This window comes from Pseudomonas sp. DP-17, from assembly GCF_022380625.1.
GTDB classification, from domain to species: Bacteria; Pseudomonadota; Gammaproteobacteria; order Pseudomonadales; family Pseudomonadaceae; genus Pseudomonas; species Pseudomonas nitroreducens_A.
Window position 1 is genome coordinate 54,322 of sequence record NZ_JAKSXG010000016.1, and the last position, 24,538, is coordinate 78,859.

The 24,538-nt window shown below is 63.4% G+C and carries 24 protein-coding genes; 6 read left to right on the plus strand and 18 right to left on the minus strand.

What is annotated here, in order from left to right; translation table 11 throughout:
• Position 1 precedes the first annotated feature (1 nt).
• The 7 genes from MJ122_RS25485 to rplM all read right to left on the minus strand — a co-directional run bounded on the left by MJ122_RS25485 (position 2) and on the right by rplM (position 4,797).
• Positions 2 to 406 (minus strand): ClpXP protease specificity-enhancing factor, encoded by a 405-nt coding sequence (locus tag MJ122_RS25485; protein ID WP_207883732.1) that lies wholly within the window; start codon positions 404 to 406, stop codon positions 2 to 4.
• A gap of 11 nt (positions 407 to 417) precedes the next feature.
• Positions 418 to 1,035 carry a glutathione S-transferase N-terminal domain-containing protein gene (locus MJ122_RS25490; protein ID WP_239746511.1) on the minus strand — a complete coding sequence of 206 codons (618 nt, stop codon included), beginning with the start codon at positions 1,033 to 1,035 and terminating at the stop codon, positions 418 to 420.
• 93 nt (positions 1,036 to 1,128) lie between these two features.
• The gene (locus MJ122_RS25495) at positions 1,129 to 1,911 is read right to left on the minus strand and encodes a cytochrome c1 (RefSeq protein ID WP_239746512.1); all 783 of its coding nucleotides are present in this window, start codon (positions 1,909 to 1,911) and stop codon (positions 1,129 to 1,131) included.
• The gene (locus MJ122_RS25500) at positions 1,911 to 3,122 is read right to left on the minus strand and encodes a cytochrome bc complex cytochrome b subunit (RefSeq protein WP_138521295.1); all 1,212 of its coding nucleotides are present in this window, start codon (positions 3,120 to 3,122) and stop codon (positions 1,911 to 1,913) included. Before MJ122_RS25500 ends, MJ122_RS25495 begins: the two co-directional genes overlap by 1 nt.
• Entirely contained in the window at positions 3,122 to 3,712 is a 591-nt protein-coding gene (gene petA / locus MJ122_RS25505; protein WP_239746514.1) for a ubiquinol-cytochrome c reductase iron-sulfur subunit, read from the minus strand. The genes MJ122_RS25500 and petA overlap by 1 nt, the downstream gene beginning before the upstream one ends.
• A gap of 249 nt (positions 3,713 to 3,961) precedes the next feature.
• A complete protein-coding gene (rpsI, locus tag MJ122_RS25510; RefSeq protein ID WP_017518120.1) occupies positions 3,962 to 4,354 on the minus strand; it encodes a 30S ribosomal protein S9 in 393 nt (130 codons plus the stop codon).
• Positions 4,355 to 4,368: 14 nt separating this feature from the next.
• Positions 4,369 to 4,797, minus strand: coding sequence for a 50S ribosomal protein L13 (gene rplM, locus MJ122_RS25515; protein ID WP_015475857.1), 429 nt, complete (start codon positions 4,795 to 4,797; stop codon positions 4,369 to 4,371).
• Positions 4,798 to 5,042: 245 nt separating this feature from the next.
• Here rplM and MJ122_RS25520 point away from each other — a divergent pair, with 245 nt between their 5' ends.
• On the plus strand, positions 5,043 to 6,080 hold the full coding sequence (locus MJ122_RS25520; protein WP_239746516.1) for an NADP(H)-dependent aldo-keto reductase: 1,038 nt from the start codon (positions 5,043 to 5,045) through the stop codon (positions 6,078 to 6,080).
• A 53-nt stretch (positions 6,081 to 6,133) separates the two neighbouring features.
• On the opposite strand, the gene MJ122_RS25525 is transcribed toward MJ122_RS25520, so the two are convergent.
• On the minus strand, positions 6,134 to 7,279 hold the full coding sequence (locus MJ122_RS25525) for an acyl-CoA dehydrogenase family protein (RefSeq protein ID WP_239746517.1): 1,146 nt from the start codon (positions 7,277 to 7,279) through the stop codon (positions 6,134 to 6,136).
• 253 nt (positions 7,280 to 7,532) lie between these two features.
• Between MJ122_RS25525 and MJ122_RS25530 the strand changes: the two genes are divergently transcribed.
• Both MJ122_RS25530 and MJ122_RS25535 read left to right on the plus strand, forming a co-directional pair.
• Positions 7,533 to 8,432, plus strand: coding sequence for a GlxA family transcriptional regulator (locus MJ122_RS25530; protein ID WP_162140472.1), 900 nt, complete (start codon positions 7,533 to 7,535; stop codon positions 8,430 to 8,432).
• Between the two features lie 91 nt (positions 8,433 to 8,523).
• Positions 8,524 to 9,489, plus strand: a complete 966-nt coding sequence (locus tag MJ122_RS25535) for a hypothetical protein (protein WP_239746519.1) — start codon at positions 8,524 to 8,526, stop codon at positions 9,487 to 9,489.
• Positions 9,490 to 9,658: 169 nt separating this feature from the next.
• Here MJ122_RS25535 and zapE read toward each other — a convergent pair whose 3' ends face one another.
• The 3 genes from zapE to MJ122_RS25550 all read right to left on the minus strand — a co-directional run bounded on the left by zapE (position 9,659) and on the right by MJ122_RS25550 (position 12,875).
• Entirely contained in the window at positions 9,659 to 10,753 is a 1,095-nt protein-coding gene (zapE, locus tag MJ122_RS25540) for a cell division protein ZapE (protein ID WP_017518125.1), read from the minus strand.
• A 94-nt stretch (positions 10,754 to 10,847) separates the two neighbouring features.
• The gene (locus MJ122_RS25545; protein WP_239746521.1) at positions 10,848 to 12,188 is read right to left on the minus strand and encodes a tryptophan--tRNA ligase; all 1,341 of its coding nucleotides are present in this window, start codon (positions 12,186 to 12,188) and stop codon (positions 10,848 to 10,850) included.
• A gap of 60 nt (positions 12,189 to 12,248) precedes the next feature.
• Positions 12,249 to 12,875, minus strand: coding sequence for an alpha/beta hydrolase (locus MJ122_RS25550; protein ID WP_239746523.1), 627 nt, complete (start codon positions 12,873 to 12,875; stop codon positions 12,249 to 12,251).
• Positions 12,876 to 13,014: 139 nt separating this feature from the next.
• Here MJ122_RS25550 and MJ122_RS25555 point away from each other — a divergent pair, with 139 nt between their 5' ends.
• Complete coding sequence (locus MJ122_RS25555; protein ID WP_088421231.1) at positions 13,015 to 13,455, plus strand: DUF1043 family protein; 441 nt, start codon at positions 13,015 to 13,017, stop codon at positions 13,453 to 13,455.
• A 195-nt stretch (positions 13,456 to 13,650) separates the two neighbouring features.
• On the opposite strand, the gene cysN is transcribed toward MJ122_RS25555, so the two are convergent.
• On the minus strand, positions 13,651 to 15,552 hold the full coding sequence (gene cysN / locus MJ122_RS25560) for a sulfate adenylyltransferase subunit CysN (protein ID WP_239746525.1): 1,902 nt from the start codon (positions 15,550 to 15,552) through the stop codon (positions 13,651 to 13,653).
• 12 nt (positions 15,553 to 15,564) lie between these two features.
• On the minus strand, positions 15,565 to 16,482 hold the full coding sequence (gene cysD, locus MJ122_RS25565) for a sulfate adenylyltransferase subunit CysD (RefSeq protein ID WP_045209600.1): 918 nt from the start codon (positions 16,480 to 16,482) through the stop codon (positions 15,565 to 15,567).
• A gap of 335 nt (positions 16,483 to 16,817) precedes the next feature.
• Between cysD and mltB the strand changes: the two genes are divergently transcribed.
• Entirely contained in the window at positions 16,818 to 17,915 is a 1,098-nt protein-coding gene (gene mltB / locus MJ122_RS25570) for a lytic murein transglycosylase B (RefSeq protein ID WP_239746527.1), read from the plus strand.
• A gap of 55 nt (positions 17,916 to 17,970) precedes the next feature.
• Here the strand turns inward: mltB and MJ122_RS25575 are convergent, their stop codons facing one another.
• Entirely contained in the window at positions 17,971 to 18,729 is a 759-nt protein-coding gene (locus MJ122_RS25575; protein ID WP_239746536.1) for a Nif3-like dinuclear metal center hexameric protein, read from the minus strand.
• A gap of 113 nt (positions 18,730 to 18,842) precedes the next feature.
• Between MJ122_RS25575 and algW the strand changes: the two genes are divergently transcribed.
• The gene (gene algW, locus MJ122_RS25580; protein WP_239746537.1) at positions 18,843 to 19,991 is read left to right on the plus strand and encodes a Do family serine endopeptidase AlgW; all 1,149 of its coding nucleotides are present in this window, start codon (positions 18,843 to 18,845) and stop codon (positions 19,989 to 19,991) included.
• Positions 19,992 to 20,054: 63 nt separating this feature from the next.
• Here the strand turns inward: algW and hisC are convergent, their stop codons facing one another.
• The 4 genes from hisC to murA form a co-directional block, all read right to left on the minus strand.
• Complete coding sequence (gene hisC / locus MJ122_RS25585) at positions 20,055 to 21,110, minus strand: histidinol-phosphate transaminase (RefSeq protein ID WP_239746539.1); 1,056 nt, start codon at positions 21,108 to 21,110, stop codon at positions 20,055 to 20,057.
• Between the two features lie 3 nt (positions 21,111 to 21,113).
• Positions 21,114 to 22,436: a histidinol dehydrogenase gene (hisD, locus tag MJ122_RS25590; RefSeq protein WP_239746541.1), complete on the minus strand. Its 1,323-nt coding sequence runs from the start codon at positions 22,434 to 22,436 to the stop codon at positions 21,114 to 21,116.
• A 175-nt stretch (positions 22,437 to 22,611) separates the two neighbouring features.
• The gene (hisG, locus tag MJ122_RS25595; RefSeq protein ID WP_239746543.1) at positions 22,612 to 23,247 is read right to left on the minus strand and encodes an ATP phosphoribosyltransferase; all 636 of its coding nucleotides are present in this window, start codon (positions 23,245 to 23,247) and stop codon (positions 22,612 to 22,614) included.
• Positions 23,248 to 23,261: 14 nt separating this feature from the next.
• Positions 23,262 to 24,530 carry a UDP-N-acetylglucosamine 1-carboxyvinyltransferase gene (gene murA, locus MJ122_RS25600; RefSeq protein WP_239746544.1) on the minus strand — a complete coding sequence of 423 codons (1,269 nt, stop codon included), beginning with the start codon at positions 24,528 to 24,530 and terminating at the stop codon, positions 23,262 to 23,264.
• Positions 24,531 to 24,538: the final 8 nt, after the last annotated feature.

Consider the following 24,538-nt stretch of genomic DNA (forward strand, 5'->3'; position numbering starts at 1 on the left):
ATTACTTCACCACCTTGAGACTTGGCCGGCCACTGGGGCGCGGCGGCTCGTCGGACGGGCCATCGTCCGGCAAGTCCTCATCATCGGTCGGCACCGGCGGCTCCAGGTCGAAGACCATGCCCTGGCCGTTTTCCCGAGCGTAGATGGCCATCACCGCCTGGGACGGGATGTACAGGCTCTGGGCAACACCGCCGAAGCGGCCTTCGAAGCTGACGGCTTCGTTGTCCATCTGCAGATGGCGAACCGCGGTGGGCGATACGTTGAGCACGATCTGGCCGTCGCTGGCATAGCCCGGCGGCACACGCACGCCCGGATACTCGGAATTGACCAGGATATGCGGGGTGCAGCCGTTATCGACGATCCACTCATAGAGGGCTCGCACGAGGTAGGGACGACTGGAGTTCATCATCAGGCTCCTTAGCGCATATCACGTTCGATAGAGGACAGGCTCGCACGGAAAGTTTCCCGCGCAAACTGCCGCTCCATGTAATCCAGCAGAGGCTTGGCCGGGCGCGGCAACTCGATGCCCAGGACCGGCAGCCGCCAGAGGATCGGCAACAGGCAGCAGTCCACCAGACTGAGCTCCTCGCTGAGGAAGAAGGGCTTGTCGGAGAACAGCGGCGATACTCCCGTCAGGCTCTCACGCAATTCCTTTCTCGCCAAGGCACGCTCGGCGTCCTTCTGCCGCGAGTCGAGAATGCGATCCACCAGAGCGCACCAGTCCCGCTGGATGCGATGCATCAGCAAGCGGCTGTTGGCGCGGGCCACCGGGTAGACCGGCAGCAGCGGCGGGTGTGGATAACGCTCATCGAGGTACTCCATGACCACTGTCGACTCGTAGAGCGAAAGATCGCGATCCACCAGGGTCGGCAGGCTGCCATAGGGGTTCACTTCGGCGAGTTTGGCCGGGATGCTGCCGGCGGGGACGTCGATGATATCGGCGACGACGCTCTTCTCGGCCAGCACCAGGCGCACGCGATGGCTGTAGTGGCAGGAAGGGTCGGAGAAGCAGGTGAGCTTATTGATTGCGGCCATGCCGCGCGCCTCCTCGCAGGATCTTCTTGTGGGAGGTAGAAAAACGCACGCGCGCCCCGTAGGGCGCGCGCTTGTTACTACGACAGGTGGTGCTTAGTGCACGTCCTTCCAGTATTCACGCTTGAGCAGGTAGGCGAATACGAAGAAGAAGGCCAGGAACAGCAGGACGTAGGTGCCGATACGGTGAGAATCCAGCTTGTTCGGGTCAGCCGAATAAGCCAGGAAGGTCACCAGGTTCTTCACCTTCTCGTCGAACTGGGCTTCGGTCAGCTGGCCGGACTTCGGCACGATGGTCAGCTGGTCGCAGGCTTCGTGGGTCAGCGGGGTACCGGTCAGCGGATCGTACTGCTTCTTGCCATCCTCGACGACCTGAACCTGCTTGCAACCGATGACCTGGCGGCCTTGCAGGCTGACCAGCACGTTCGGCATGCCGACGTTCGGGAAGACCTTGTTGTTCACACCCCACGGACGCTTGGGATCTTCGTAGAACGAACGCAGGTAGGTGTACAGCCAGTCGGCGCCACGAACACGCGCCACCAGGGTGAGGTCCGGCGGAGCAGCACCGAACCATACCTTGGCGTCAGCCGGTTTCATGCCGATGTCCATGTGGTCGCCGATCTTCGCACCGGTGAACACCAGATGGCTCATCATCAGATCTTCCGGAATACCCAGATCACGGCCGACACGCTCATAACGCTGGAACTTGGCGCTGTGACAGCCCATGCAGTAGTTGGCAAAGGTACGTGCGCCATCCTGCATGGCGGCCTTGTCGGTCAGGTCGATATCGACCTTGTCCAGAGCAGGGCCATGGCCTTCGGCGGCGAAACCGAAGACAGGCAGCAGAGCCAGAACAAATGCAGCGAATTGCTTTTTCATCAGCCAGTCACCCTTTCCGGAACCGGTTTGGTTTTCTCCATCCGGGTGTAGAACGGCATCAGGATGAAGAAGGCGAAATACAGAATGGTGCACAGGCGGGACAGCGTGGTACCCAGCGGAGACGGAGCTTGCGAACCGTAGTAGCCGAGGACAACGAAGGACACCGCGAAGATCACCAGCCAGATCTTGCTCAGCCAGCCCTTGTAGCGGATCGAGCGAACCGGGCTACGGTCCAGCCACGGCAGCACGAACAGCACGGCGATGGCGGCGCCCATGGCAATGACGCCCATCAGCTTGTCCGGAACGGCACGCAGGATGGCGTAGAACGGCGTGAAGTACCAGACAGGGGCAATGTGATCCGGCGTCTTGAACTGGTTCGCCATCTCGAAGTTGGGCTTCTCGAGGAAGAATCCGCCCATTTCCGGGAAGAAGAAGATCACGGTGCAGAAGACGAACAGGAAGACCACGACACCGACGATGTCCTTGACGGTGTAGTAAGGGTGGAACGGGATGCCATCCAGCGGGATGCCGTTCTCGTCCTTCTTCTTCTTGATGTCCACGCCGTCGGGGTTGTTCGAACCGACTTCGTGCAGCGCCAGGATGTGCAGCACGACCAGGCCGAGCAGGACGATCGGCAGGGCGATCACGTGCAGGGCGAAGAAGCGGTTCAGGGTGATGCCGGAGATCAGGAAGTCACCACGGATCCACTGGGACAGGTCTTCACCGATCACCGGGATGGCGCCGAACAGCGAGATGATCACCTGGGCCCCCCAATAGGACATCTGGCCCCAGGGCAGCAGGTAGCCCATGAAGGCCTCGGCCATCAGGGCGAGGTAGATCAGCATGCCGAAGATCCACACCAACTCGCGCGGCTTCTGGTACGAACCGTACAGCAGGCCACGGAACATGTGCAGGTAGACGACCACGAAGAACGCCGATGCACCGGTGGAGTGCATGTAGCGGATAATCCAGCCGTAATCTACATCTCGCATGATGTACTCGACGGAAGCGAAGGCCTCTTCCGCCGACGGGGTGAAGCTCATGGTCAGCCAGATACCGGTGAGGATCTGGTTAACCAGGACGAGCAGCGCGAGGGAGCCGAAGAAGTACCAGAAGTTGAAGTTCTTCGGGGCGTAGTACTTGCTCAGATGGTCTTCCCACATCTTGGTCGCGGGGAAGCGGGCATCGACCCAAGCCATGAACTTGTTCATCAGGCTTTCTCCTGGTCCACACCGATGGTCAACTCATCACCATCCAGCGTATAGGGCGGAATCGGCAGGTTCAGGGGCGCGGGCTGTCCCTTGTAAACGCGGCCGGCGAGGTCGTAATGAGAGCCGTGGCAGGGGCAGAAGTAGCCACCCTTCCAATCCGGACCGAGGTCCGCAGGAGCGACTTCCGGGCGGAAGGTCGGCGAGCAGCCCAGGTGGGTGCAGATACCAACGATCACGGCCAGCTCAGGCTTGATCGAACGCAGCTTGGGATCGACGTAAGCCGGCTGCTCCGAAGCCTTCGACTCAGGGTCGGACAACTGGCCTTCGAGGGTCGGCAGCGCGTCGAGCATTTCCTTGGTGCGATGCACCAGGAACACCGGCTTGCCCCGCCATTCGGCCACAACCTGCTGGCCCGGCTCGATCTTCCCTACGTTGACCTTCACCGGCGCGCCAGCGGCCTTCGCCTTGGCACTGGGGAACCATGACCCCACGAACGGGACCGCAGCTCCGACCGCTCCTGCCGCACCAACCACCGAGGTGGCCGCGACAAGGAAGCGACGCCGGCCTGCATTCACGCCGTCATTACTCATTCAGTCGTCTCCCATCAGCTTCAAGCCTGTTCAAATCAGGCTTTTAAGTAAAAATTCGAGCCGCGCAAAAAATTCGCCAAATGGTAAAGAAAAGCCCTTGTGATGACAAGGTAATAGCCTGTTACGTAACCCCCGGAACCCTTGCACTGCGCGGCCTGCGCGGATGCGACACCTTGCCGCACGGATTTATTGAAGACATAAAAAAACGCCCAGTCCAAAGGAACTGGGCGTTTTTTTCGAAGCGTTGTATTAACGCTTGGAGTACTGCGGACGCTTACGCGCTTTACGCAGACCGACTTTCTTACGTTCAACTTCGCGAGCGTCGCGAGTAACGTAGCCGGCTTTACGCAGCGGGCTGCGCAGAGTCTCGTCGTACTCGATCAGAGCGCGGGTGATACCGTGACGGATCGCACCAGCCTGACCGCTTACGCCACCGCCAACGACGGTTACGTAGATATCGAACTTCTCGGTGTTCTCGGTCAGCTCGAGCGGCTGACGGACAACCATGCGAGCGGTCTCACGACCGAAGAACTGCTCGATGGAGCGGTTGTTGATGGAGATCTTGCCAGTGCCCGGACGCAGGAAGACGCGAGCGGTAGCGGTCTTACGACGGCCAGTGCCGTAATTTTGAGTCGCCGACATAATGAGCTATCCCGTTAAATCTTCAGTTCTTGAGGCTGCTGAGCGGTGTGCGGGTGGTTGGCACCCTTGTACACTTTCAGCTTGCGGTACATGTCGCGGCCCAGCGGGTTCTTCGGCAGCATGCCTTTGACGGCAGTCTCGATAACACGCTCAGGAGCCTTGGCGATCAGCTTCTCGAAGTTGATCGACTTGATACCGCCCGGGAAGCCCGAGTGATGGTAGTACATCTTGTCGGTAGCTTTGGCGCCAGTGACACGAACCTGCTCGGCGTTGATGACGACGATGTAGTCGCCGGTGTCAACGTGCGGGGTGTATTCCGGCTTGTGCTTGCCGCGCAGGCGGGTAGCAATTTCGGTAGCCAGACGACCCAGGGTCAGGCCAGCAGCGTCGACGACGAACCAGTCGCGCTTAACAGTTTCTGGTTTCGCGGTATAAGTTTTCATTCGTTATAGCCTCAGGGGCCGCCTGAAAATAAGACGGCGAATCTTACTGGACAGTGGTTGCCTTGACAAGTCAAGGACAGCCGAAGACAGACACGAATTGGGGCTCGGGTCGGTGTGCGTCCGTAACGACTAGATGTATCGATCGGCAGGCTTGGCATCCCCCACCGATGAAAGGCTGCGGAATTATGCAGATTCCGGCAGAATTTTCAACTGTATGACGCACTTGTTTTCATGAGGAGACCTGCATGGAGTACCGCCCGCTCGGCCGCACCGAATTGAAAGTCAGCGCCCTCTGCCTGGGGACCATGACCTGGGGCGAGCAGAACACCCAGGACGAAGCTTTTGCCCAGATCGAGCGGGCCAAGGCCGCCGGTCTGAATTTCATCGATACCGCCGAGATGTACCCGGTGCCGCCGCGTGCGGCAACCTACACCCGCACCGAGCAGATCATCGGCAACTGGTTCGCCCGGCGCGGTGATCGCGCCGACTGGGTGCTCGCCAGCAAGATTGCCGGCCCCGGCAACGCCATCAGCCACATCCGTGACGGCCAGCCGAAGCTCGACCGCAGGAACATCGTCGCGGCGCTGGACGGCAGCCTCAAGCGCCTGCAGACCGACTGGATCGACCTCTACCAGTTGCACTGGCCCGAGCGCAGCACCAACTTCTTCGGCCAATTGGGTTACCAGCACAAGGAAGAAAGCTTCACCGCGCTGGAAGACACCCTGGAGGCGCTCGACGAGCAGGTCCGCGCCGGCAAGATCCGCCATGTCGGCCTGTCCAACGAAACGCCCTGGGGCACCATGCGCTTCCTGCAGATCGCCCAGGAGCGCGGCTGGCCGCGCGCGGTGTCGATCCAGAATCCTTACAACCTGCTCAACCGCAGCTTCGAGGTAGGCCTGGCGGAAATCGCCATCCGCGAGCAGATCGGCCTGCTGGCCTATTCGCCGCTGGCCTTCGGCATGCTCTCGGGCAAGTACTTTGGCGGCGCGCGGCCGGCCAATGCGCGGATCACCCTGTTCAGCCGCTTCACGCGTTACACCAATCCGCAGACCGCCAGTGCCTGCGACCGCTACGTGAGCCTGGCCCGCGAGCACGGCCTGGACCCGGCGCAGATGGCCCTGGCCTTCGTCACCAGCCGGCCGTTCGTGACCAGCAACATCATCGGCGCGACCAACCTCGAGCAACTGGAAGCCAACCTCGGCAGCATCGAGCTGAAGCTCTCCGACGAAGTGCTGGCCGGCATCGAGGCGATCCATAAGGACCAGCCGAACCCGGCTCCCTGAGCGCCCCGCAAACGAAAAAGCCCGGCAATGCCGGGCTTTTTCATCCGCGCAGGTTACAGCGAGCGGGCAATGATCTCCTTCATGATCTCGTTGGTGCCAGCATAGATGCGCTGCACGCGGGCATCGGCCCAGGCGCGGGCGACGGGATACTCCCACATGAAGCCGTAGCCGCCGTGCAACTGCACGCACTCATCGAGCACCTTGCACTGCAGGTCGGTGGTCCAATACTTGGCCATCGCCGCCGTGGGCACGTCCAGCTTGCCTTCCAGATGCTGCTCCAGGCAGCGATCGACGAAGACGCGGCCAACCTGGATTTCGGTGGCCATTTCCGCGAGTTTGAAGCGTGTGTTCTGGAAGTCCGCGACGGACTTTCCGAAGGCCTTGCGGTCGCGGGTGTAGTCCAGCGTCCATTTCAGCGCCGCCTCGGCCGAGGCCAGTGCGCCGAGGGCGACGGTCAGCCGCTCCTGGGGTAGTTCCTGCATCAGGTAGATGAACCCCTGCCCATCCTTGCCCAGCAGGTTTTCCTTGGGGATGCGCACATCCTGGAAGAACAGCTCGGAGGTGTCCTGGGCCTTCATGCCAACCTTCTCCAGGCGCTTGCCCTTGCTGAAGCCGGGCGTGCCGGCCTCCACCAGGAACAGGCTGGTGCCCTTGGCGCCGGCCTTGGGATCGGTCTTGGCGACCACGATCACCAGATCGGCCAGCCAGCCGTTGGTGATGAAGGTCTTCGAACCGTTGATCACGTACTCGTCGCCATCCAGCACGGCGGTGGTCTTCACGCCCTGCAGGTCGGAACCGGCGCCCGGCTCGGTCATGGCGATGGCCGACACCATCTCGCCGGAAACCAGCTTGGGCAGGTAGCGCTGCTTCAGTTCTTCGCTGCCGTAGTGAAGGATGTAGGGCGCGACGATATCCGAGTGCAACGAGAAACCGATGCCGGTCAGGCCCAGGCGGCCGATCTCCTCGATCACCACGGCGCTGTAGAGGAAGTCCGCCGCCATGCCGCCGTAGGCCTCGGGCAGGTGCGAGCAGAGCATCCCGGCCTCACCGGCCTTGTTCCACAGCTGGCGGTCGACGTGACCGTCCTTTTCCCACTGGGCGTGGAAGGGAACCGCCTCCTGTTCGAGAAACTTGCGGACGCTGTCGCGGAACAGTTCGTGATCGGAACTGAACAGGGTTCTTGGAATCATGCGGTGCACCTGCGGATCGGTTTTAGGAATTATTGGAAGGCCGACTGTAGGCCAAGCACGAACCGCTCTGCACTGGACACTTTCGCCAAAAAATAAGACGATCCAGCCGCATCATGACCGCTTTAGCGTCATGCCAAGACATCCATAAGAAGTACAAGAACCGATGCCCAACCCAGCTTCCCGCGTGCTGCGCCGCGTCAGCATCCTCGCCACCCATGGCGTGTTCGGCTCCACCCTGATGCAGGCCAAGGATTTCTTCCACATGGCCGCCCTGCGCCACGGCCGCCAACAGGGCCTCGGTCTGCAACCCAGCTTCGAAACCCGCATCGTCAGCCCCGACGGCCAGCCGGTGATGAGCTTCAGCGGCGATCTCCTGCCGGTACACGGCGCCCTGGACGAACCGGAACTGGTCATCCTCCCGGCCTTCTGGGGCGACTTCGACGAACTGCTGACCCTCTACCCGCAGGTGATGCCCTGGCTGCGCGAGCGTCATGCGGCCGGCTGCGTACTGTGTGGCGAGGTCTCCGGGGTGTTCTGGCTGGCCGAGACGGGATTACTCGATGGCAAGGAGGCGACCACCTACTGGCGCTTCTTCCGCGAATTCGCCGAGCGCTACCCCAAGGTGCTGCTCAACCAGGAAAAACACATCGCGGATGGCGACAACATCTACACCGCCGGCGGCCTTACCTCGGCCTGCGACCTGTACATCTACCTGATCGAACACTTCTGCGGCGCCACGGTGGCCCAGGGCGTGGCCCGCGACATTCTCTACGAGGTGCAGCGCAGCTACGTGCCCGGTCGACTCGGATTCGGGGGACAGAAACTGCACCATGACCCAGCCATCCTGCAGATCCAGCACTGGCTCGAAGAACACTTCTGCGACAAGTTCCGCTTCGAGGATGTTGCTCGCGAGCACGGCATGAGCATTCGCAACTTCATGCGGCGCTTCCAGGCAGCCACCGGCGACAAGCCGCTGCACTATTTGCAGCGCCTGCGCATCGAGACCGCGCGCAACCTGCTGTCTACCAGCCGCAAGAGCATCAAGACCATCAGCTATGAAGTCGGCTACGACGATGCCAGCTTCTTCGCCCGCCTGTTCAGACAGCACACAGGGCTGTCGCCAAATCATTACCGACGCCAGTACGAACAGAAGGAAGCCTGAAACAGGCCATCCCTAGGATGGGTTCACGGACTCGGGTGCCGCCCTATGATCAGGGCAGCAACTGACAACAAGAACCCAATGGGATATCGCCATGCGCCGCTTTCTGCTTGCCCTGCTGGCCGCCTTCAGCCTGAATGCTGTGGCGGACGACACCTGGAAACCCTTCCCCTACGAGCAGAACGCCTTCGACTACAGCGGCGACAAGCTGCGTGAGGCCTGGCCTCGCCTGACGCGCGGTTTCGGCGCCAACTACCCGTTCCCGGATGCGGACTGGGTGGTGACCATGGCCACGAAACATCCCGAAGCCCTGGAGAAGACCGTGACCGTCGGCACGGGCCTCAGCGGCAAGCCGGAAGAGGCGCAGGTCTATGCCGAGAAGCTGCAGGATGTGTGGCGCAAGGTATTCCGCGGCGACTTCGCCCAGGCCAAGAAGGACGGCCTGGCGCTGGGCGTCGGCGGCCAGGTGCCGGGGATGTTCGCGCAAGTTCTGTACGCCATGTTCCTCGCGCCGAACCAGGACGAGAAGCAGCGCTTGCTGGAAGAAGTCATCAGCTACACCGACGAGGCCGGCCCGCTGCTCAATGCCGACCCCATCGCCCAGTTCGGTCGCGCCTATGCCAAGGCCCGCCTGGCCGAGGACCTGCCGGTACCCGTGGTACTCAAGCGCGGCTATACCAGCGAGATTCCCAAGGAGCTGGACGCCCTGCTGGCCAAGCAGCCGAACCAGCCCTTTGCCCTGGCGCTCTACGGAGGCTATGAGGCCGGCGTGATCCGCAAGGTCGGCAAGCTGGTGGGCAAGATGACCTACGGGGTCAGCGCGGACAAGATGGAGCAGTATTTCGCCCGCTCCTTCCGTGCCGCTGACGACCTGCCGATCGGCCATTACGAATATGCGAACGCCCTGGCGTACGTCTACGGCGAAGATGAGGAGCAGAAAGCGCTGGAGCAACTGAAGAAGGCGGTGGCGATCAAGCCGATCAATGCCATGGAAGCGCTGGAGGTTGCCCACGCCCAGCAACTGCTGAAGAAAGCGCAGCAGGAGATGGCGCAGCGCTGAGCGCACTGCCCAGTCCGTAGGATGGCGTGGAGCGAAGCGATACCCATCAATCTCGGCACCCGCAGCATGGGTATCGCTCCGCGCCACCCATCCTACAACTACAGATCCCCGCCAATCCTCGCAAACAAAAAAGGCTGCCCTCGGGCAGCCTTTTTCATTCACCGAACCGTCAGGGACGGTGCGGGCGGCTCAGGTATTCGTGCGACTGCATTTCCAGCAGGCGGCTCAGGGTGCGCTGGAACTCGAACTCCAGGCGGCCACCGGTGTACAGGTCCTTGAGCTCGACCTCCGCGGAGAGGATCAGCTTGACGTTGCGGTCGTAGAACTCGTCCACCAGGTTGATGAAGCGGCGGGCCATGTCATCCTTGGCCACGCCCATCTGCTCGACGTTGGAAATCAGGATCGCGTGGAAGATCTTCGCCAGCTCGATGTAATCGTTCTGGCTGCGCGGGCCGTCGCACAGCTCGCGGAACTCGAACCAGGCCACGTCATCGCAGGTGATGCGCGCTCGGATCTCGCGGTTCTCGATCATCAGGGCGTCATCGCGGGTGGCCGCCACGCACTCCGGGGTGAGCGCCTTGAAGTCGCGGGTCATGGCCTGCTCGGCCTGCTCGGACAGCGGCCAGTGGTATAGCTCGGCCTGCTCCAGGGCGCGCAGGCGGTAGTCCACGCCGCTGTCGACGTTGACCACTTCGGTGTACTGCTTGACCAGGGCGATGGCCGGCAGGAAGCGGGCGCGCTGCAGGCCATCCTTGTACAGGCCGTCCGGCACGATGTTGGAAGTCGCCACCAGGCTGACGCCGTTCTTGAACAGCTCTTCCAGCAGGGTCGCGAGGATCATCGCGTCGGTGATATCCGAGACGAAGAATTCGTCGAAGCAGATCACCCGGGCTTCGTCAGCGAAACGCTTGCCGATGATGGTCAACGGGTTCTTCTCGCCCTTGAGGGTCTTCATTTCCTCGTGGACGCGCTTCATGAAGCGGTGGAAGTGCGTGCGCATCTTCTGCTTGAAGGGCAGCGCTTCGAAGAAGGTATCCACCAGGTAGGTCTTGCCGCGGCCGACGCCGCCCCAGAAGTACAGGCCCTTCACCGGCTCCTGGGACTTCTTGCCCAGCAGCTTGCCGAACAGGCCGGTCTTGCCCTTATCGGCGGCGACCAGGTCGTCGTAGAGGCGTTGCAGGTGCTTCACGGCGTTCGCTTGCGCGGCGTCGTGGAAGAAATCGGGGCGTTTGAGGTCTTCCTGGTAGCGCTGAAGAGGCGTCATGATCGGTAGCAAGGCAACGAAAACGGGGGCGCACACTTTAGCGGCGCCCCCGTTTCTTGGCAATTGGCCGGTAGTCGGACCGGCCTGCTGCGCCTCACTCCTGCGGAGCGAGGGCCTCGCGCAGACGGTGCATGGCGGCGTCGCGCTCCGCGTCGGTGGAGAACTCCGGGCTGTACGCCACGGCTTCGCCATCCAGACGCACGCTGAAAGCGTTCAGCTCTGCGTGCAGGTCCAATTCTTCGGACTGCAGGCGCTTGGTCACCTGGCCGGCGGCCTTGCCATCGGCGAAGGCGATGGAGAGCAGCAGTTGCTCACCCGCGGCATCCAGCAGGCGGAAGCGGAAGCCGTCGTCCTCGCGGAAGCTGACGAAACGGGCAGACTTGGCGGCTTTCTTCTTGCCTTCGGTCGCCACCTGCACCTGCTCGCGGAACGAGCGCAGGCCCACGGCCTCGCGCAGCTCGCCGAGGAACGGGGTGGCGATGCGGCGGGCCTTGGCGGCGCCGGCCAGGAGGATGTCCTCCAGGTCGGCCGGGCGCGTGATCAGCGCGTGGTAGCGCTCACGGGCCTCGCCCAGCTCGTTGTCGAGCAGTTCGAACAGGCGCTGCTTGGCTTCGCCCCAGGCCAGGCCGCCGAGCAGCTCGGCGCGGAACGCGGCCTGTTGCTCGTGGGTGGAAAAGGCCTGGTAAAGGGTGAACAGGTGCGAGTTGTCCGGGTCCTTCGGTTCACCCGGCGCCCGGGAGTCGGTGACGATGCGCGCGACGGCGTCCTTGAGCTGCTTGGCGCTGCCGAACAGCGGGATGGTGTTGTCGTAGCTCTTGGACATCTTGCGACCGTCCAGGCCCGGCAAGGTCGCCACGTCTTCCTCGATCACCACTTCGGGCAAGGTGAACAGCTCCTTGCCGTTGCCGAACAGGTGGTTGAAGCGCTGACCGATGTCGCGGGCCATCTCCACATGCTGGATCTGGTCGCGGCCGACCGGCACCTTGTGCGCATTGAACATCAGGATGTCCGCGGCCATCAGCACCGGGTAGCTGTACAGGCCCATGGTGACGCCGGCGTCCGGGTCTTCGCCGGCCTCGACGTTCTTGTCCACCGAGGCCTTGTAGGCGTGGGCGCGGTTGAGCAGGCCCTTGGCGCTGACGCAGGTGAGCAGCCAGGTCAGTTCGGGGATTTCGGGAATATCGGACTGGCGATAGAAGGTCGCCTTGTCCGCATCCAGGCCGCAGGCCAGCCAGGTGGCGGCGATTTCCAGGCGCGAACGCTGGATGCGCGCCGGGTCATCGCACTTGATCAGCGCGTGGTAGTCGGCCAGGAAGTAGAAGGAATCTGCCTGCGGATCGCGGCTGGCAACGATGGCCGGGCGGATGGCGCCGGCGTAGTTGCCAAGGTGCGGAGTACCGGTGGTGGTGATGCCGGTCAGGATACGGGTCGTCATGGGAATCCAGGAATCAACACAAATGAAAGGGCGGGCCGGATGGTAACGCGGCTCGTCGGCCTAGGCGAGCCGGGCCTGTATCAGGTCCTTGAGCTCGATCAGCTTGCCGTGGAAGAAATGGCTGCACTCGGGGATGCGGATCAGTTCGTGGGGCTTGCTCAACTCGGCGCTCCAGGCATAGACGCGCTCGGGCGTGACCACTTCGTCGGCCTCCGGCTGGATCACCGTCAGCGGGCAGCGTTCGGGCAGGTCGACATCAAAGCGCTCCACCGGCGGCGCCAGCATGAACAGCTGCGCGAGCTCAGCGCCCTCCCCCTCCAGGCGCTCGGCGGCATTGCCGGCCACGCAGGAGCCGAAGGAGAAGCCCATCAGCGTCAGCGGCAGGCCCGGATGCTGCTCGGCCAGCCAGCGCGCGACGGCCAGCGCGTCGTCGATCTCACCGCGGCCTTCGGCGTAACTGCCGGCGCTCTGACCCACGCCACGAAAATTGAAACGCAGGGTGGCGTATCCTGCATCGCGAGCAGCGCGCTGCAGGGTGGCGACCACCTTGTTCTGCATGGTGCCGGCGAACAGCGGATGCGGATGACAGATGAGCACCACGCCCTTGGCGTAGGGCGTGGCGAGGTGCAGGGCTTCCAGCTGGCCTTCGGGACCGTCGAGGAACAGGGGGATTTCGCGGGTGGTCAAACAACAGCTCCGTGACCCCGTGGCGGGTCGTCTCGTCTAGCTCAATACCTGCGCAGGCGGCGATGCGTTCGCCACGGTATACAAGCACAGGTGCAAGCCGCTAACGTAAAGCAAAGCCGTCTATAGAGGAAGGATTCGCGTGGAACAGTCCCTCACCACCTGGTTGCTGCCGCTACTCGCCCTGATCGTCGGGGTCGGCATCGGCTTTCTGATCGCCCGCCTGTTGCCCAACGCCGCGCCGAACAAGCTGCAGCGTCAGGTGGACGACATGCAGGATCGTTTCGATAGCTACCAGCGCGAAGTGGTGACCCACTTCAGCACCTCCGCCAGCCTGATGAAGAAGCTCACCCAGAGCTATCAGGATGTGCAGGAACACCTGTCCGAAGGCGCCGAGCGCCTGGCCCTGGACGAACAGACCAGGCAGCGCCTGCTGGCCGCCCTGCACGCCGACGAATACCCCGAGCGCCGCGAGCGCCTGACCCCGCCGGCGAACAACGAAGCGCCGCGCGACTACGCGCCCAAGACCGGCGACGGCCCCGGCACCCTGGACGAGACGTACGGGCTGAAGAGCAAGTACTAAAGTCCCGCCCACAGAAAGCCCCGCAAATGCGGGGCTTTTTCATGTCTGTGCAACGACACGACCTGCAGGAGCGAGCTTGCTCGCGAACCGCTGGACGCTCATCGTTGAGGCAGTATTCACGAGCAGGCCAGCTCCTGCACGAGCAAAAGAAAAAGCCCCGTCGATGCGGGGCCTTTTCAGTTCAGCGTTGTGCGATCAGATCGCGCCGCGCTGGCGCAGCAGGTCGAGGACAGCCTTGACGCCCTCTTCCACCGACTGGCTCTGGGTGTCGATCACCAGGTCGGCATCCAGCGGTACGTCGAACGGGAAGGATTCGCCCGGGATGTTGTCCTGGCCGGCGGCGTACAGGCCCTGTGGGTCGCGTTCACGGCAGACCTGCGGGGAAGCCTGGACGTAGACGGTGATCAGGCGCTCGGCGCCGATCAGCGACTTGGCGCGTTCACGACCTTCTGCGCTCGGGGCGACGAAGGCGCACAGGCTGATCAGGCCGGCTTCGTTGAACTGACGGGCCACATGGGCAGTACGCAGCCAGTTCTCGGTGCGACCGGCGCGGTCCTGCGGCAGGCCCTTGTTCAGGTCATGGCGCAGGTTCTGGCCATCCAGCACGTAGACCGCACGGCCCATGTCGAACAGCTTGCGCTCCACTGCATACGCCAGAGTACTCTTGCCCGCCCCGGAAAGACCGCTGAACAACACGGTGGCCGGTTGCTGGCCGAAGCGTGCTGCGCGCTCTTCCCGACCTACATGGGCATTGGCACCGTGGTGTACGGAGGCGCCATGGCTCGAGTGCGGCGCGGCGATGATCATACCGGCACCGACGGTACCGTTGGTCAGGCGATCGATGACGATGAAGGCGCCCGTGGTGCGGTTCTGGCCGTAGCCGTCCAGTGCGATGGGCGCATCCAGGCTGACCTTCACCCGGGCGATCTCGTTGAGCTTGAGTTCGCTGGCGGCGGTCTCCTCCAGGGTATTCACGTCCACCTTGTGGGTGATGCTCGGGATCGAGCCCGGCACGTAGCTGGTGGCGCGCTTGATGTCGTATTTCTTGCCCGGCAGCATCGGCTCTTCGGCCATCCATACCAGCATGGCGTCGAAGCTGTCGGTCACCTGCGGACGGTTGTCGGCGTGCACCAGCATGTCGCCGCGGGAGACATCGATTTCGTCTTCCAGGGTCAGGGTGATCGCCTGGCCGGGACCTGCCTGCTCCAGCTCGCCTTCGTAGGTGACGATGGACTTGACCTTGCTGCCCTTGCCCGAAGGCAGGGCGACGACTTCATCGCCCTTGCGCACGATGCCGCTGGCCAGGGTGCCGGCGAAGCCACGGAAGTTCAGGTTCGGACGGTTGACGTACTGCACCGGGAAGCGCATGTCGTCGAGGTTGCGGTCGCCCGCGACTTCCACGGTCTCGAGGATTTCCATCAGCGACTGGCCGGTGTACCAGGGCGAGCGCTCGGACTTGTTGACCACGTTGTCGCCCTTCAGCGCCGACATCGGCACGAAGTGCAGGGAATTGGTCTTGAGGTTGATCTTGTCGGCGAACTGCAGGTAGTCGGCCTTGATCTGCTCGAAGACGCCCTCATCGAAGCCCTTGAGGTCCATCTTGTTGATGGCCACGACGATGTGCTTGATGCCCAGCAGGGAGGCGATGAAGCTGTGCCGGCGGGTCTGGGTCTGCACGCCGTAGCGGGCGTCGATCAGGATGATGGCCAGGTCGCAGGTGGACGCGCCGGTCGCCATGTTGCGGGTGTACTGCTCATGGCCGGGGGTGTCGGCGATGATGAACTTGCGCTTGGCGGTGCTGAAGTAGCGGTACGCCACGTCGATGGTGATGCCCTGCTCGCGCTCGGCCTGCAGGCCATCGACCAGCAACGCCAGGTCGACGTCATCACCGGTGGTGCCGACTTTCTTCGAGTCGCGGGTAATGGCCTCGAGGTGATCCTCGTAGATCATCTTGGAGTCGTGCAGCAGGCGCCCGATCAGGGTGCTCTTGCCGTCGTCGACGTTGCCACAGGTGAGGAAGCGCAGCAGTTCCTTGCGCTCGTGCTGGGCCAGGTAGGCGAGGATGTCCTCGCTGATCAGATCGGATTGATGCGACATGGTGCGAGAACCTTAGAAGTAGCCCTGACGTTTCTTTTCTTCCATCGAACCGGCGGCATCGTGGTCGATGACCCGGCCCTGGCGTTCGGAAGTCCGCGTCAGCAGCATTTCCTGGATGATTTCCGGCAGCGAGGTAGCGGTGGACTCCACCGCGCCGGTGAGCGGGTAGCAGCCCAGGGTACGGAAACGCACCATTTTCTTCTGGATGCTGGCCTTCTGCTCGGGCGTGAGGTGCTCGAGGATGCGCTCGTCGTCGATCATGATCAGCGAGCCATTCATCTCGATGACTTCGCGTTCGGCGGCGAAGTACAGCGGCACGATCGGGATCTGTTCCAGGTAGATGTATTGCCAGATGTCCAGCTCGGTCCAGTTCGACAGCGGGAAGACGCGGATCGATTCGCCCTTCTTCACCTTGCCGTTGTAGACGTTCCACAGTTCCGGGCGCTGGTTCTTCGGGTCCCAGCGGTGCTTGCTGTCGCGGAAGGAGTAGACGCGCTCCTTGGCGCGGGACTTCTCCTCGTCGCGGCGGGCGCCACCGAAGGCGGCGTCGAAGCCGTGCTTGTCGAGGGCCTGCTTGAGGCCTTCGGTCTTCATGATGTCGGTGTGCTTGGCACTGCCGTGGGTGAACGGGTTGATGTCCTGAGCCACGCCATCAGGGTTGATGTGGGTGATCAGGTCCAGGCCCAGCTCCTCGACCATCTTGGTACGGAAACTGTACATCTCCTGGAACTTCCAGCGGGTGTCGACATGCATCACCGGGAACGGCAGCTTGCCGGGGAAGAAAGCCTTGCGCGCGAGGTGGAGCATCACCGCGCTGTCCTTGCCGATCGAGTACAGCATCACCGGGTTGTCGAACTCGGCGGCGACCTCGCGGATGATGTGGATGCTCTCGGCCTCCAGCTGTTTCAGATGCGTCAGTTTGTCGACCATGGCTACTCACGGAATTGCTTATGGACGGCCGGCGGGCCGTAGACGAGGGCGCACTTTATCACAGCGCAAGGCTCTAACCGGCGAGCGGGTTATACCGAAAAAATATACTTATATAGCCATACGCGCTCAGTCCGGACAGCGCTCCGGCCGGCGTCTGAAGGGTGGCAATCGTGGGGATCGAACGAGGCGCAGCAAAGCCCCAAATGCAATGTCGGAATAAGCCTCGGGACTTTTCCTGCAACAGAGTCAGCAACGTCCATGATGCTCTCCCGGCTTGTGCGCGGCCGGCACTGCGCTAGCATAGCGGCACGTTTTCCTGTCCCCAGAAGATTCCCATGCGCCGCATCGCTTTCGCCCTGCCTCTGCTTGTCCTGATCTCCGCGTGCAGCAGCAAACCGACTCCCGCCCCACAGCCGGCCCAGAAGCCGAAGACTCCGACCCTGATCACCCCAAGCGCCCACCCGGCGTTCGGCTCGGTGCAGCCGATCACCCCGCTGCGCGGCGATTTCGCCGGCAACGCCAGCGCCCAGCGTTTCATCGATCGCATGGTCAGCCAGCACAACTTCAACCGCCAGGACCTGCAGGATCTGTTCGCCCAGACCCGCGAACTGGATTGGGTGATCCGCCTGATGGATCGCCAGGCACCGACCTACACCCCTCCCAGCGGCCCGAACGGTGCCTGGCTGCGCTACCGGAAGAAGTTCCTCACGCCAGACAACGTGGCGAAGGGCGTGCAGTTCTGGGACCAGTACGAGGCCGATCTGCAGCGCGCGTCGCGCACCTATGGTGTGCCGCCGGAAATTATCGTCGGCATCATCGGCGTGGAAACGCGGTGGGGACGCGTGATGGGCAAGACGCGGATCATCGACGCGCTGGCCACGCTCTCCTTCTCCTATCCGCGCCGCGCCGAGTTCTTCAGCGGCGAACTGGAGCAGTTCCTCCTGCAGGCGCGCAAGGAAGGCGACAACCCGCTCGATATGCGCGGCTCGTATGCCGGCGCCATGGGTTACGGGCAGTTCATGCCTTCCTCCTTCACTAAATACGCGGTGGATTTCGATGGCGACGGCCACCGCGACCTGTGGAACCCGCGCGATGCCATTGGCAGCGTGGCCAACTACTTCAAGCAGCACGGCTGGGTCACCGGCGATGCGGTGGCAATCCCGGCCATTGGCCAGGCCCGTTCGCTGGAAGATGGTTTCAAGACCCAGTATCCGATCAGCGTGCTGGCCAACGCCGGCCTGCGTCCGCAGGGCTCGCTGGGCAACCACCAGAGCGCCAGCCTGCTGCGTCTGGACATGGGCAATACGTACCAGTACTGGTACGGCCTGCCGAACTTCTTCGTGATCACCCGTTACAACCACAGCACACACTACGCCATGGCGGTGTGGGAACTGGGCAAGGCAGTCGACCGCCAGCGCCACGGCTACCGCTGAGGTGCGAACGAAAAAGCCGGCTCAGTGAGCCGGCTTTTTTCATCGCGCCGAAGGTTCAGGCCGGGTTCGGGCAGTCGATGAACAGGTGTTCGATGGCGAAGCGCTTGGCCAGGTAATCCCCCAGCGCCTGCACGCCGTAGCGCTCGGTGGCGTGGTGGCCGGCAGCAATGAAGCTGATACCGTTCTCCCGCGCGCTGTGCACGGTCTGCTCGGAGACTTCACCGGTCAGGTAAGCATCGACGCCAGCGGCAATCGCCTGGTCGATATAGCCCTGGGCCCCACCGGTGCACCAGGCGATACGGCGGATCGGCTGGCCGCCATCCACCAGCAGCGGCTCTCGACCCAGCACGTGGCGCACGTGCAGCGCCAGATCGCTCGGCAACATGGGTTCGGCCAGCGAGCCGACCAGCACGATAGAGCGCGGGTTGCCCGGCTCCAGCGGCCCTTCGATCTCGAAGCCAAGCTGGCGACCCAACTGCACGTTATTGCCCACCTCCGCGTGCAGGTCCAACGGCAGGTGATAGGCCAGCAGGCTGATATCGTTGTTCAGCAGGGTCTTCAGGCGGCGCTGCTTCATGCCCACGACGCGGGCGTCCTCGCCCTTCCAGAAATAGCCATGGTGGACCAGCACCACGTCGGCGTCCGCTTCCACCGCGGCATCCAGCAGCGCCTGGCTGGCAGTGACGCCGGAGACGATACGGCGCACCTGCGGGCGGCCCTCGACCTGCAGGCCGTTGGGGCAGTAATCCTGGATCTTCGCCGCGTCGAGGAAACGATCCGCTTCCTCGACCAGCGTGCTCAATGAGATTGCCATCGAAATTCCTCCAAACACGGCCGCGAGCGTCTATTTTCTTGGCTCGCCGCCCGTATAATGGCCGCCACCCTATCGGCCATCCCCCGGCCAAGCAACCCCAAGGATTTTCTTCGATGCTGAAGGCCCTGCGATTCCTCGGCTGGCCCGTGCTGGTTGGCGTCCTGTTGGCGCTACTGATCATCCAGCATAACCCGCAATGGGTCGGCCTTCCGCAGCAGGAAGTACACCTGCAACAGGCTCCGCTGCTCAGCCGCATCCAGCAGGGCCCGGTCAGCTACGCCGACGCCGTGACCCGCTCATCGCCCGCCGTGGCCAACCTGTACACCACCAAGATGGTCAGCAAGCCGAACAACTCGATGCTCGACGATCCGCTGTTCCGGCGCTTCTTCGGCGATAACCTGCCGCAGCAGAAGCGCATGGAGTCGAGCCTGGGTTCGGCGGTGATCATGAGCCCCGAAGGCTACCTGCTGACCAACAACCATGTGACCGCCGGTGCCGACCAGATTGTCGTGGCCTTGCGCGACGGCCGCGAGACCATCGCCCGCCTGGTGGGCAGCGATCCCGAGACCGACCTCGCGGTGCTGAAGATCGACCTCAAGGACCTGCCCTCGATCATGCTCGGCCGCTCCGACGGCATCCGCACCGGCGACGTCTGCCTGGCCATCGGCAACCCCTTCGGCGTCGGCCAGACCGTCACCATGGGCATCATCAGCGCCACCGGCCGCAACCAGCTGGGCCTGAACACCTACGAAGACTTCATCCAGACCGACGCGGCAATCAACCCGGGCAACTCCGGCGGCGCGCTGGTGGACGCCAACGGCAACCTGATCGGCATCAACACCGCGATATTCTCCAAGTCCGGCGGTTCCCAGGGTATCGGCTTCGCCATCCCGACCAAGCTGGCCCTGGAAGTCATGCAGTCGATCATCGAGCACGGCCAGGTGATCCGTGGCTGGCTCGGCGTCGAAGTGCAGCCGCTGACCCCGGAACTGGCCGAATCCTTCGACCTCAAGGACAAGGCCGGCATCGTCGTCGCCGGTGTCTACCGCGACGGCCCCGCCGCCAAGGGCGGCCTGCTGCCGGGCGATATCATCCTGAACATCGATGGCGAGGCCGCCAGCGATGGCCGCCGCTCGATGAACCAGGTCGCGCGTACCAAGCCGGGCGAGAAGATCACCATCGAAGTGCTGCGCAACGGCAAGCCGGTGACGCTCAACGCCGAAGTCGGCCTGCGCCCGCCGCCCGCCCCCAACGGCAACTGATCCCAGTCGCGAAAAAATGAAAACGGCGCCCTCGGGCGCCGTTTCTCTTGCAGCGGTACAGCCTTACAGCTTCAACCGCAGGGCATCCACCAGAGCCTGGTTCTGCTCCTGGGTGCCGATACTGATGCGCAGGAACTGGTTGATCCGTTGCTGCTTGAAGTGGCGCACGATCACGCCCTCCTCGCGCAGGGCAGCCGCCAGTTCGGCGCCGTCGCGCTGCGGGTGGCGGGCGAAGATGAAATTCGCCGCGGAAGGCAGCACATCGAAGCCCAGGGTCCTGAGCTCGGCCACCAGCTTCTCGCGGCTGTGGATAACCGCGTTGCAGGTCTGCTCAAAGTAGGCCTGGTCCTCGAAGGATGCCACCGCGCCGGCCAAGGCCAGGCGGTCCAGCGGGTAGGAGTTGAAGCTGTTCTTCACCCGTTCCAGCGCTTCGATCAGGTCCTCATGCCCCACCGCGAAACCAACCCGCAGCCCTGCCAGGGAGCGCGACTTGGACAGGGTCTGCGCCACCAGCAGGTTCGGATAGCGGTTGACCAGGGAAATCGCCGTCTCGCCACCGAAGTCGACGTACGCCTCGTCTACCAGCACCACACTGTCAGGGCTCGCCTGCAGCAGGCGCTCGATGGCCTCGAGCGGCAGCAGGCAACCGGTGGGCGCATTGGGGTTGGGGAAGATGATGCCGCCGTTCGGACGCGCATAGTCCTCCACCCGAATCTGGAACTGCTCGTCCAGCGGCAGCGCTTCGAACTCGATGCCGTAGAGGCCGCAGTAAACCGGGTAGAAGCTGTAGGTCACATCCGGGAACAGCAGCGGCTTGCCGTGCTGGAACAGCGCGTGGAAGGCGTGGGCCAGGACTTCGTCCGAGCCGTTGCCGACGAACACCTGGGATGCCTTCACGCCGTGGTAGTGGGCGATGGTCTGCTTCAGGCGGTCGGCGTTCGGGTCCGGATACAGTCGCAGCGTGTCGTTCAGCTCGGCCTGGATCGCGGCGACCACCTTCGGCGACGGGCCGTAGGGGTTCTCGTTGGTGTTCAGCTTGACCAGCTTGGCCAGCTTCGGCTGCTCGCCCGGAACGTAGGGCACCAGTTCCTTGACGAAGGGACTCCAGAATTTGCTCATCGGTTATTCACTCTTGACGTCAAGGATGCGGAACTCTGCACTGCGCGCGTGGGCGGTCAGCGACTCGCCACGGGCCAGGATCGAAGCGGTCTTGCCCAGCTCGGAAGCGCCCGGCGCGGAGCAGAAGATGATCGAGGAACGCTTCTGGAAGTCATACACGCCCAGCGGCGAGGAGAAGCGCGCGGTGCCGGAAGTCGGCAGCACGTGGTTCGGGCCAGCGCAGTAGTCGCCCAGCGCCTCGGCGGTGTAGCGGCCCATGAAGATGGCGCCGGCGTGGCGGATCTTCGGCAGCCAGCTTTCCGGGTCGGCCACGGACAGTTCCAGGTGTTCCGGGGCGATGCGGTTGGCCACCTGGCAGGCCTGCTCCTCGTCGGCGACCAGAATCAGCGCCCCCCGGTTGGTCAGCGAGGTGCGAATGATCTCGGCACGCTCCATGGTCGGCAGCAGCTTCTCGATGCTGGCGGCGACCTTGTCGAGGAATTCGGCGTTCGGGCTGACCAGGATGGCCTGGGCATCTTCGTCGTGCTCGGCCTGGGAGAACAGGTCCATGGCGATCCAGTCCGGATCGGTACCGCCGTCGCAGACCACGAGGATTTCCGAGGGGCCGGCGATCATGTCGATGCCGACCTGGCCGAACACGTGGCGCTTGGCGGTGGCGACGTAGATGTTGCCCGGGCCGACGATCTTGTCCACCTGCGGCACGCTCTCGGTGCCGTAGGCCAGCGCGGCCACGGCCTGGGCGCCACCGATGGTGAAGACGCGGTCGACACCGGCGATGCAGGCAGCGGCGAGGACGATCTCGTTGATCTCGCCGCGCGGAGTCGGCACCACCATCACCACTTCCGCAACGCCGGCGACCTTGGCCGGAATGGCATTCATCAGTACGGATGACGGGTAGGACGCCTTGCCACCGGGCACGTACAGGCCGGCGCGATCCAGCGGGGTGACCTGCTGGCCGAGCACGGTGCCGTCGGCTTCGGTATAGCGCCAGGAGTCCTGCTTCTGCTTCTCGTGGTAGCTGCGCACGCGTTCGGCAGCCGTTTCCAGCGCCTCTCGCTGGGCCGGAGTGATGCGGGTCAGGGCCAGCTCCAGGCGCTCGCGCGGCAGGATCAGGTCAGCCATGGTCTTGGCGTCGACGCCGTCGAAGCGCTGGGTGAACTCCACCACGGCAGCGTCTCCGCGGCTGCGCACGTCGGCGATGATGTCCAGTACGCGCTGGTTCACTGCATCGTCGGACACGCTTTCCCAGGAGAGCAGATGGTCCAGATGACGCGCGAAGTCCGGATCGGCGGCGTTGAGTCGACGGAGTGCGAAGGGTGCGGTCATAGCTGGCCTCTTTAATTGGCATGATCTCGGGCGCCGCAAGACTATCAAGCCTTCCGTGCGGGCACCCGAGAAAATTTGGCTATGACACGGATAGGGCCGAAAAGCTGCTCCTGCATTTTCGGCATTCCCGCCATCCATGGCGGTCACGGGCGCAGCCAGACGGCCGCGCTAGGAATTACGTCCGGTGTCGAGACTCCACCGCTTCGCGCAGGGTGTCGATCAGTGCCTGGATGCGAGCATGCTGCATCTTCATCGAGGCCTTGTTCACCACCAGACGCGAGCTGATGTGCGCGATCAGCTCCTGGGGCTCCAGGCCATTCGCACGCAGGGTATTACCGGTGTCGACCACGTCGATGATCTTGTCGGCGAGGCCGACCAGCGGTGCCAGCTCCATGGAGCCGTACAGCTTGATCACGTCGACCTGGCGGCCCTGCTCGGCGTAGTAGCGCTTGGCGACGTTGACGAACTTGGTGGCCACGCGCAGGCGGCCCTTGGGCTCCGGCGCGCCGACCGCACCGGCGGTCATCAGTTTGCAGTTGGCAATCTTCAGGTCCAGCGGCTCGTAGAGGCCCTGGCCACCGTACTCCATGAGCACGTCCTTGCCCGCCACGCCGAGGTCGGCGGCACCGTGCTCGACATAGGTCGGCACATCGGTGGCGCGCACGATCAGCAGACGTACGTCATCGAGGGTGGTGGGGATGATCAGCTTGCGGCTCTTGTCCGGATTCTCAGTCGGCACGATGCCCGCCGCTGCGAGCAGCGGCAGGGTGTCGTCGAGGATGCGGCCCTTGGACAGGGCAATCGTCAGCATGGTCTGGCGCAGCCCTAGCCCGGCACGCGGCGAATCTTCGCCCCGAGCAGTTGCAGTTTCTCTTCGATGCACTCGTAGCCACGGTCGATGTGGTAGATGCGGTCGATCAGGGTGTCGCCATCGGCTACCAGGGCGGCGATCACCAGGCTGGCGGAAGCACGCAGGTCGGTCGCCATGACGGGGGCGCCCTTGAGCAGCGGAACGCCGGTGACGATGGCGGTATTGCCTTCGACCAGGATCTGCGCGCCCATGCGGTTCATTTCGTAGACGTGCATGAAGCGGTTCTCGAACACGGTCTCGATGACCGCGCCGGTGCCTTCGGCAATGGCATTCAGGGAGATGAACTGCGCCTGCATGTCGGTCGGGAATGCCGGGTACGGCGCAGTGCGGATGTTCACCGCCTTAGGCCGGTTGCCCTTCATGTCCAGCTCGATCCAGTTGCTGCCGGTGGTGATGTGCGCGCCGGCTTCGACCAGCTTGGCCAGCACGGCCTCGAGGATGGTCGGGTCGGTATCCTTGAGCTTGACGCGACCACCGGTGGCTGCAGCGGCGACCAGATAGGTGCCGGTCTCGATGCGGTCGGGCATGACGCTGTACTTGGCACCGCCACCCAGGCTCTTCACACCGTTGATCACGATGGTGTCGGTGCCGGCGCCCTGCACGTCACCGCCCATGGCGTTGATGAAGTTGGCCAGGTCGACGACCTCGGGCTCGCGCGCGGCGTTTTCCAGCACGGAGCGGCCATTGGCCAGGGCGGCGGCCATCATGATGTTCTCGGTACCGGTCACGGACACGGTATCGAAGAAGAAGTGCGCGCCCTTCAGGCCGCCGGCCGGGGCCTTGGCCTTGATGTAACCGCCTTCGACGGTAATCTCTGCGCCCATGGCCTCGAGGCCGCGGATGTGCAGGTCCACCGGACGCGAGCCGATGGCGCAGCCGCCGGGCAACGCGACTTCGGCTTCACCGAAGCGGGCGACCATCGGGCCGAGCACCAGGATCGACGCACGCATGGTCTTCACCAGCTCGTACGGTGCCACCAGGGTCTTGATGGTGCTGGCATCGACTTCGACATTGAGCTTCTCGTCGATGATCGGCTGCACGCCCATGCGGCCGAACAGTTCGATCATGGTGGTGATGTCGTGCAGGTGCGGCAGGTTGCAGACGGTCACCGGGGTGTCCGCCAGCAGGGTCGCGGCGAGGATCGGCAGCGCCGAGTTCTTCGCGCCGGAGATGCGGATCTCGCCATCGAGACGAGTGCCGCCGGTAATGATCAGTTTATCCATTGCTATTT

Bases quoted from the DNA above. Each gene is read 5' to 3' on its own strand.
- petA (WP_239746514.1), bottom strand. From the start codon at position 3,712: ATGAGTAATGACGGCGTGAATGCAGGCCGGCGTCGCTTCCTTGTCGCG.
- MJ122_RS25485 (WP_207883732.1), bottom strand. From the start codon at position 406: ATGAACTCCAGTCGTCCCTACCTCGTGCGAGCCCTCTATGAGTGGATC.
- algW (WP_239746537.1), top strand. From the start codon at position 18,843: ATGCTGAAGGCCCTGCGATTCCTCGGCTGGCCCGTGCTGGTTGGCGTC.
- MJ122_RS25545 (WP_239746521.1), bottom strand. From the start codon at position 12,188: ATGACGACCCGTATCCTGACCGGCATCACCACCACCGGTACTCCGCAC.
- MJ122_RS25500 (WP_138521295.1), bottom strand. From the start codon at position 3,122: ATGAACAAGTTCATGGCTTGGGTCGATGCCCGCTTCCCCGCGACCAAG.
- cysD (WP_045209600.1), bottom strand. From the start codon at position 16,482: ATGGTCGACAAACTGACGCATCTGAAACAGCTGGAGGCCGAGAGCATC.
- hisD (WP_239746541.1), bottom strand. From the start codon at position 22,436: ATGACCGCACCCTTCGCACTCCGTCGACTCAACGCCGCCGATCCGGAC.
- rplM (WP_015475857.1), bottom strand. From the start codon at position 4,797: ATGAAAACTTATACCGCGAAACCAGAAACTGTTAAGCGCGACTGGTTC.
- MJ122_RS25535 (WP_239746519.1), top strand. From the start codon at position 8,524: ATGCGCCGCTTTCTGCTTGCCCTGCTGGCCGCCTTCAGCCTGAATGCT.
- MJ122_RS25520 (WP_239746516.1), top strand. From the start codon at position 5,043: ATGGAGTACCGCCCGCTCGGCCGCACCGAATTGAAAGTCAGCGCCCTC.
- MJ122_RS25490 (WP_239746511.1), bottom strand. From the start codon at position 1,035: ATGGCCGCAATCAATAAGCTCACCTGCTTCTCCGACCCTTCCTGCCAC.
- cysN (WP_239746525.1), bottom strand. From the start codon at position 15,552: ATGTCGCATCAATCCGATCTGATCAGCGAGGACATCCTCGCCTACCTG.
- hisG (WP_239746543.1), bottom strand. From the start codon at position 23,247: ATGCTGACGATTGCCCTGTCCAAGGGCCGCATCCTCGACGACACCCTG.
- MJ122_RS25495 (WP_239746512.1), bottom strand. From the start codon at position 1,911: ATGAAAAAGCAATTCGCTGCATTTGTTCTGGCTCTGCTGCCTGTCTTC.
- murA (WP_239746544.1), bottom strand. From the start codon at position 24,530: ATGGATAAACTGATCATTACCGGCGGCACTCGTCTCGATGGCGAGATC.
- MJ122_RS25530 (WP_162140472.1), top strand. From the start codon at position 7,533: ATGGCCGCCCTGCGCCACGGCCGCCAACAGGGCCTCGGTCTGCAACCC.
- mltB (WP_239746527.1), top strand. From the start codon at position 16,818: ATGCGCCGCATCGCTTTCGCCCTGCCTCTGCTTGTCCTGATCTCCGCG.
- MJ122_RS25575 (WP_239746536.1), bottom strand. From the start codon at position 18,729: ATGGCAATCTCATTGAGCACGCTGGTCGAGGAAGCGGATCGTTTCCTC.
- hisC (WP_239746539.1), bottom strand. From the start codon at position 21,110: ATGAGCAAATTCTGGAGTCCCTTCGTCAAGGAACTGGTGCCCTACGTT.
- rpsI (WP_017518120.1), bottom strand. From the start codon at position 4,354: ATGTCGGCGACTCAAAATTACGGCACTGGCCGTCGTAAGACCGCTACC.
- zapE (WP_017518125.1), bottom strand. From the start codon at position 10,753: ATGACGCCTCTTCAGCGCTACCAGGAAGACCTCAAACGCCCCGATTTC.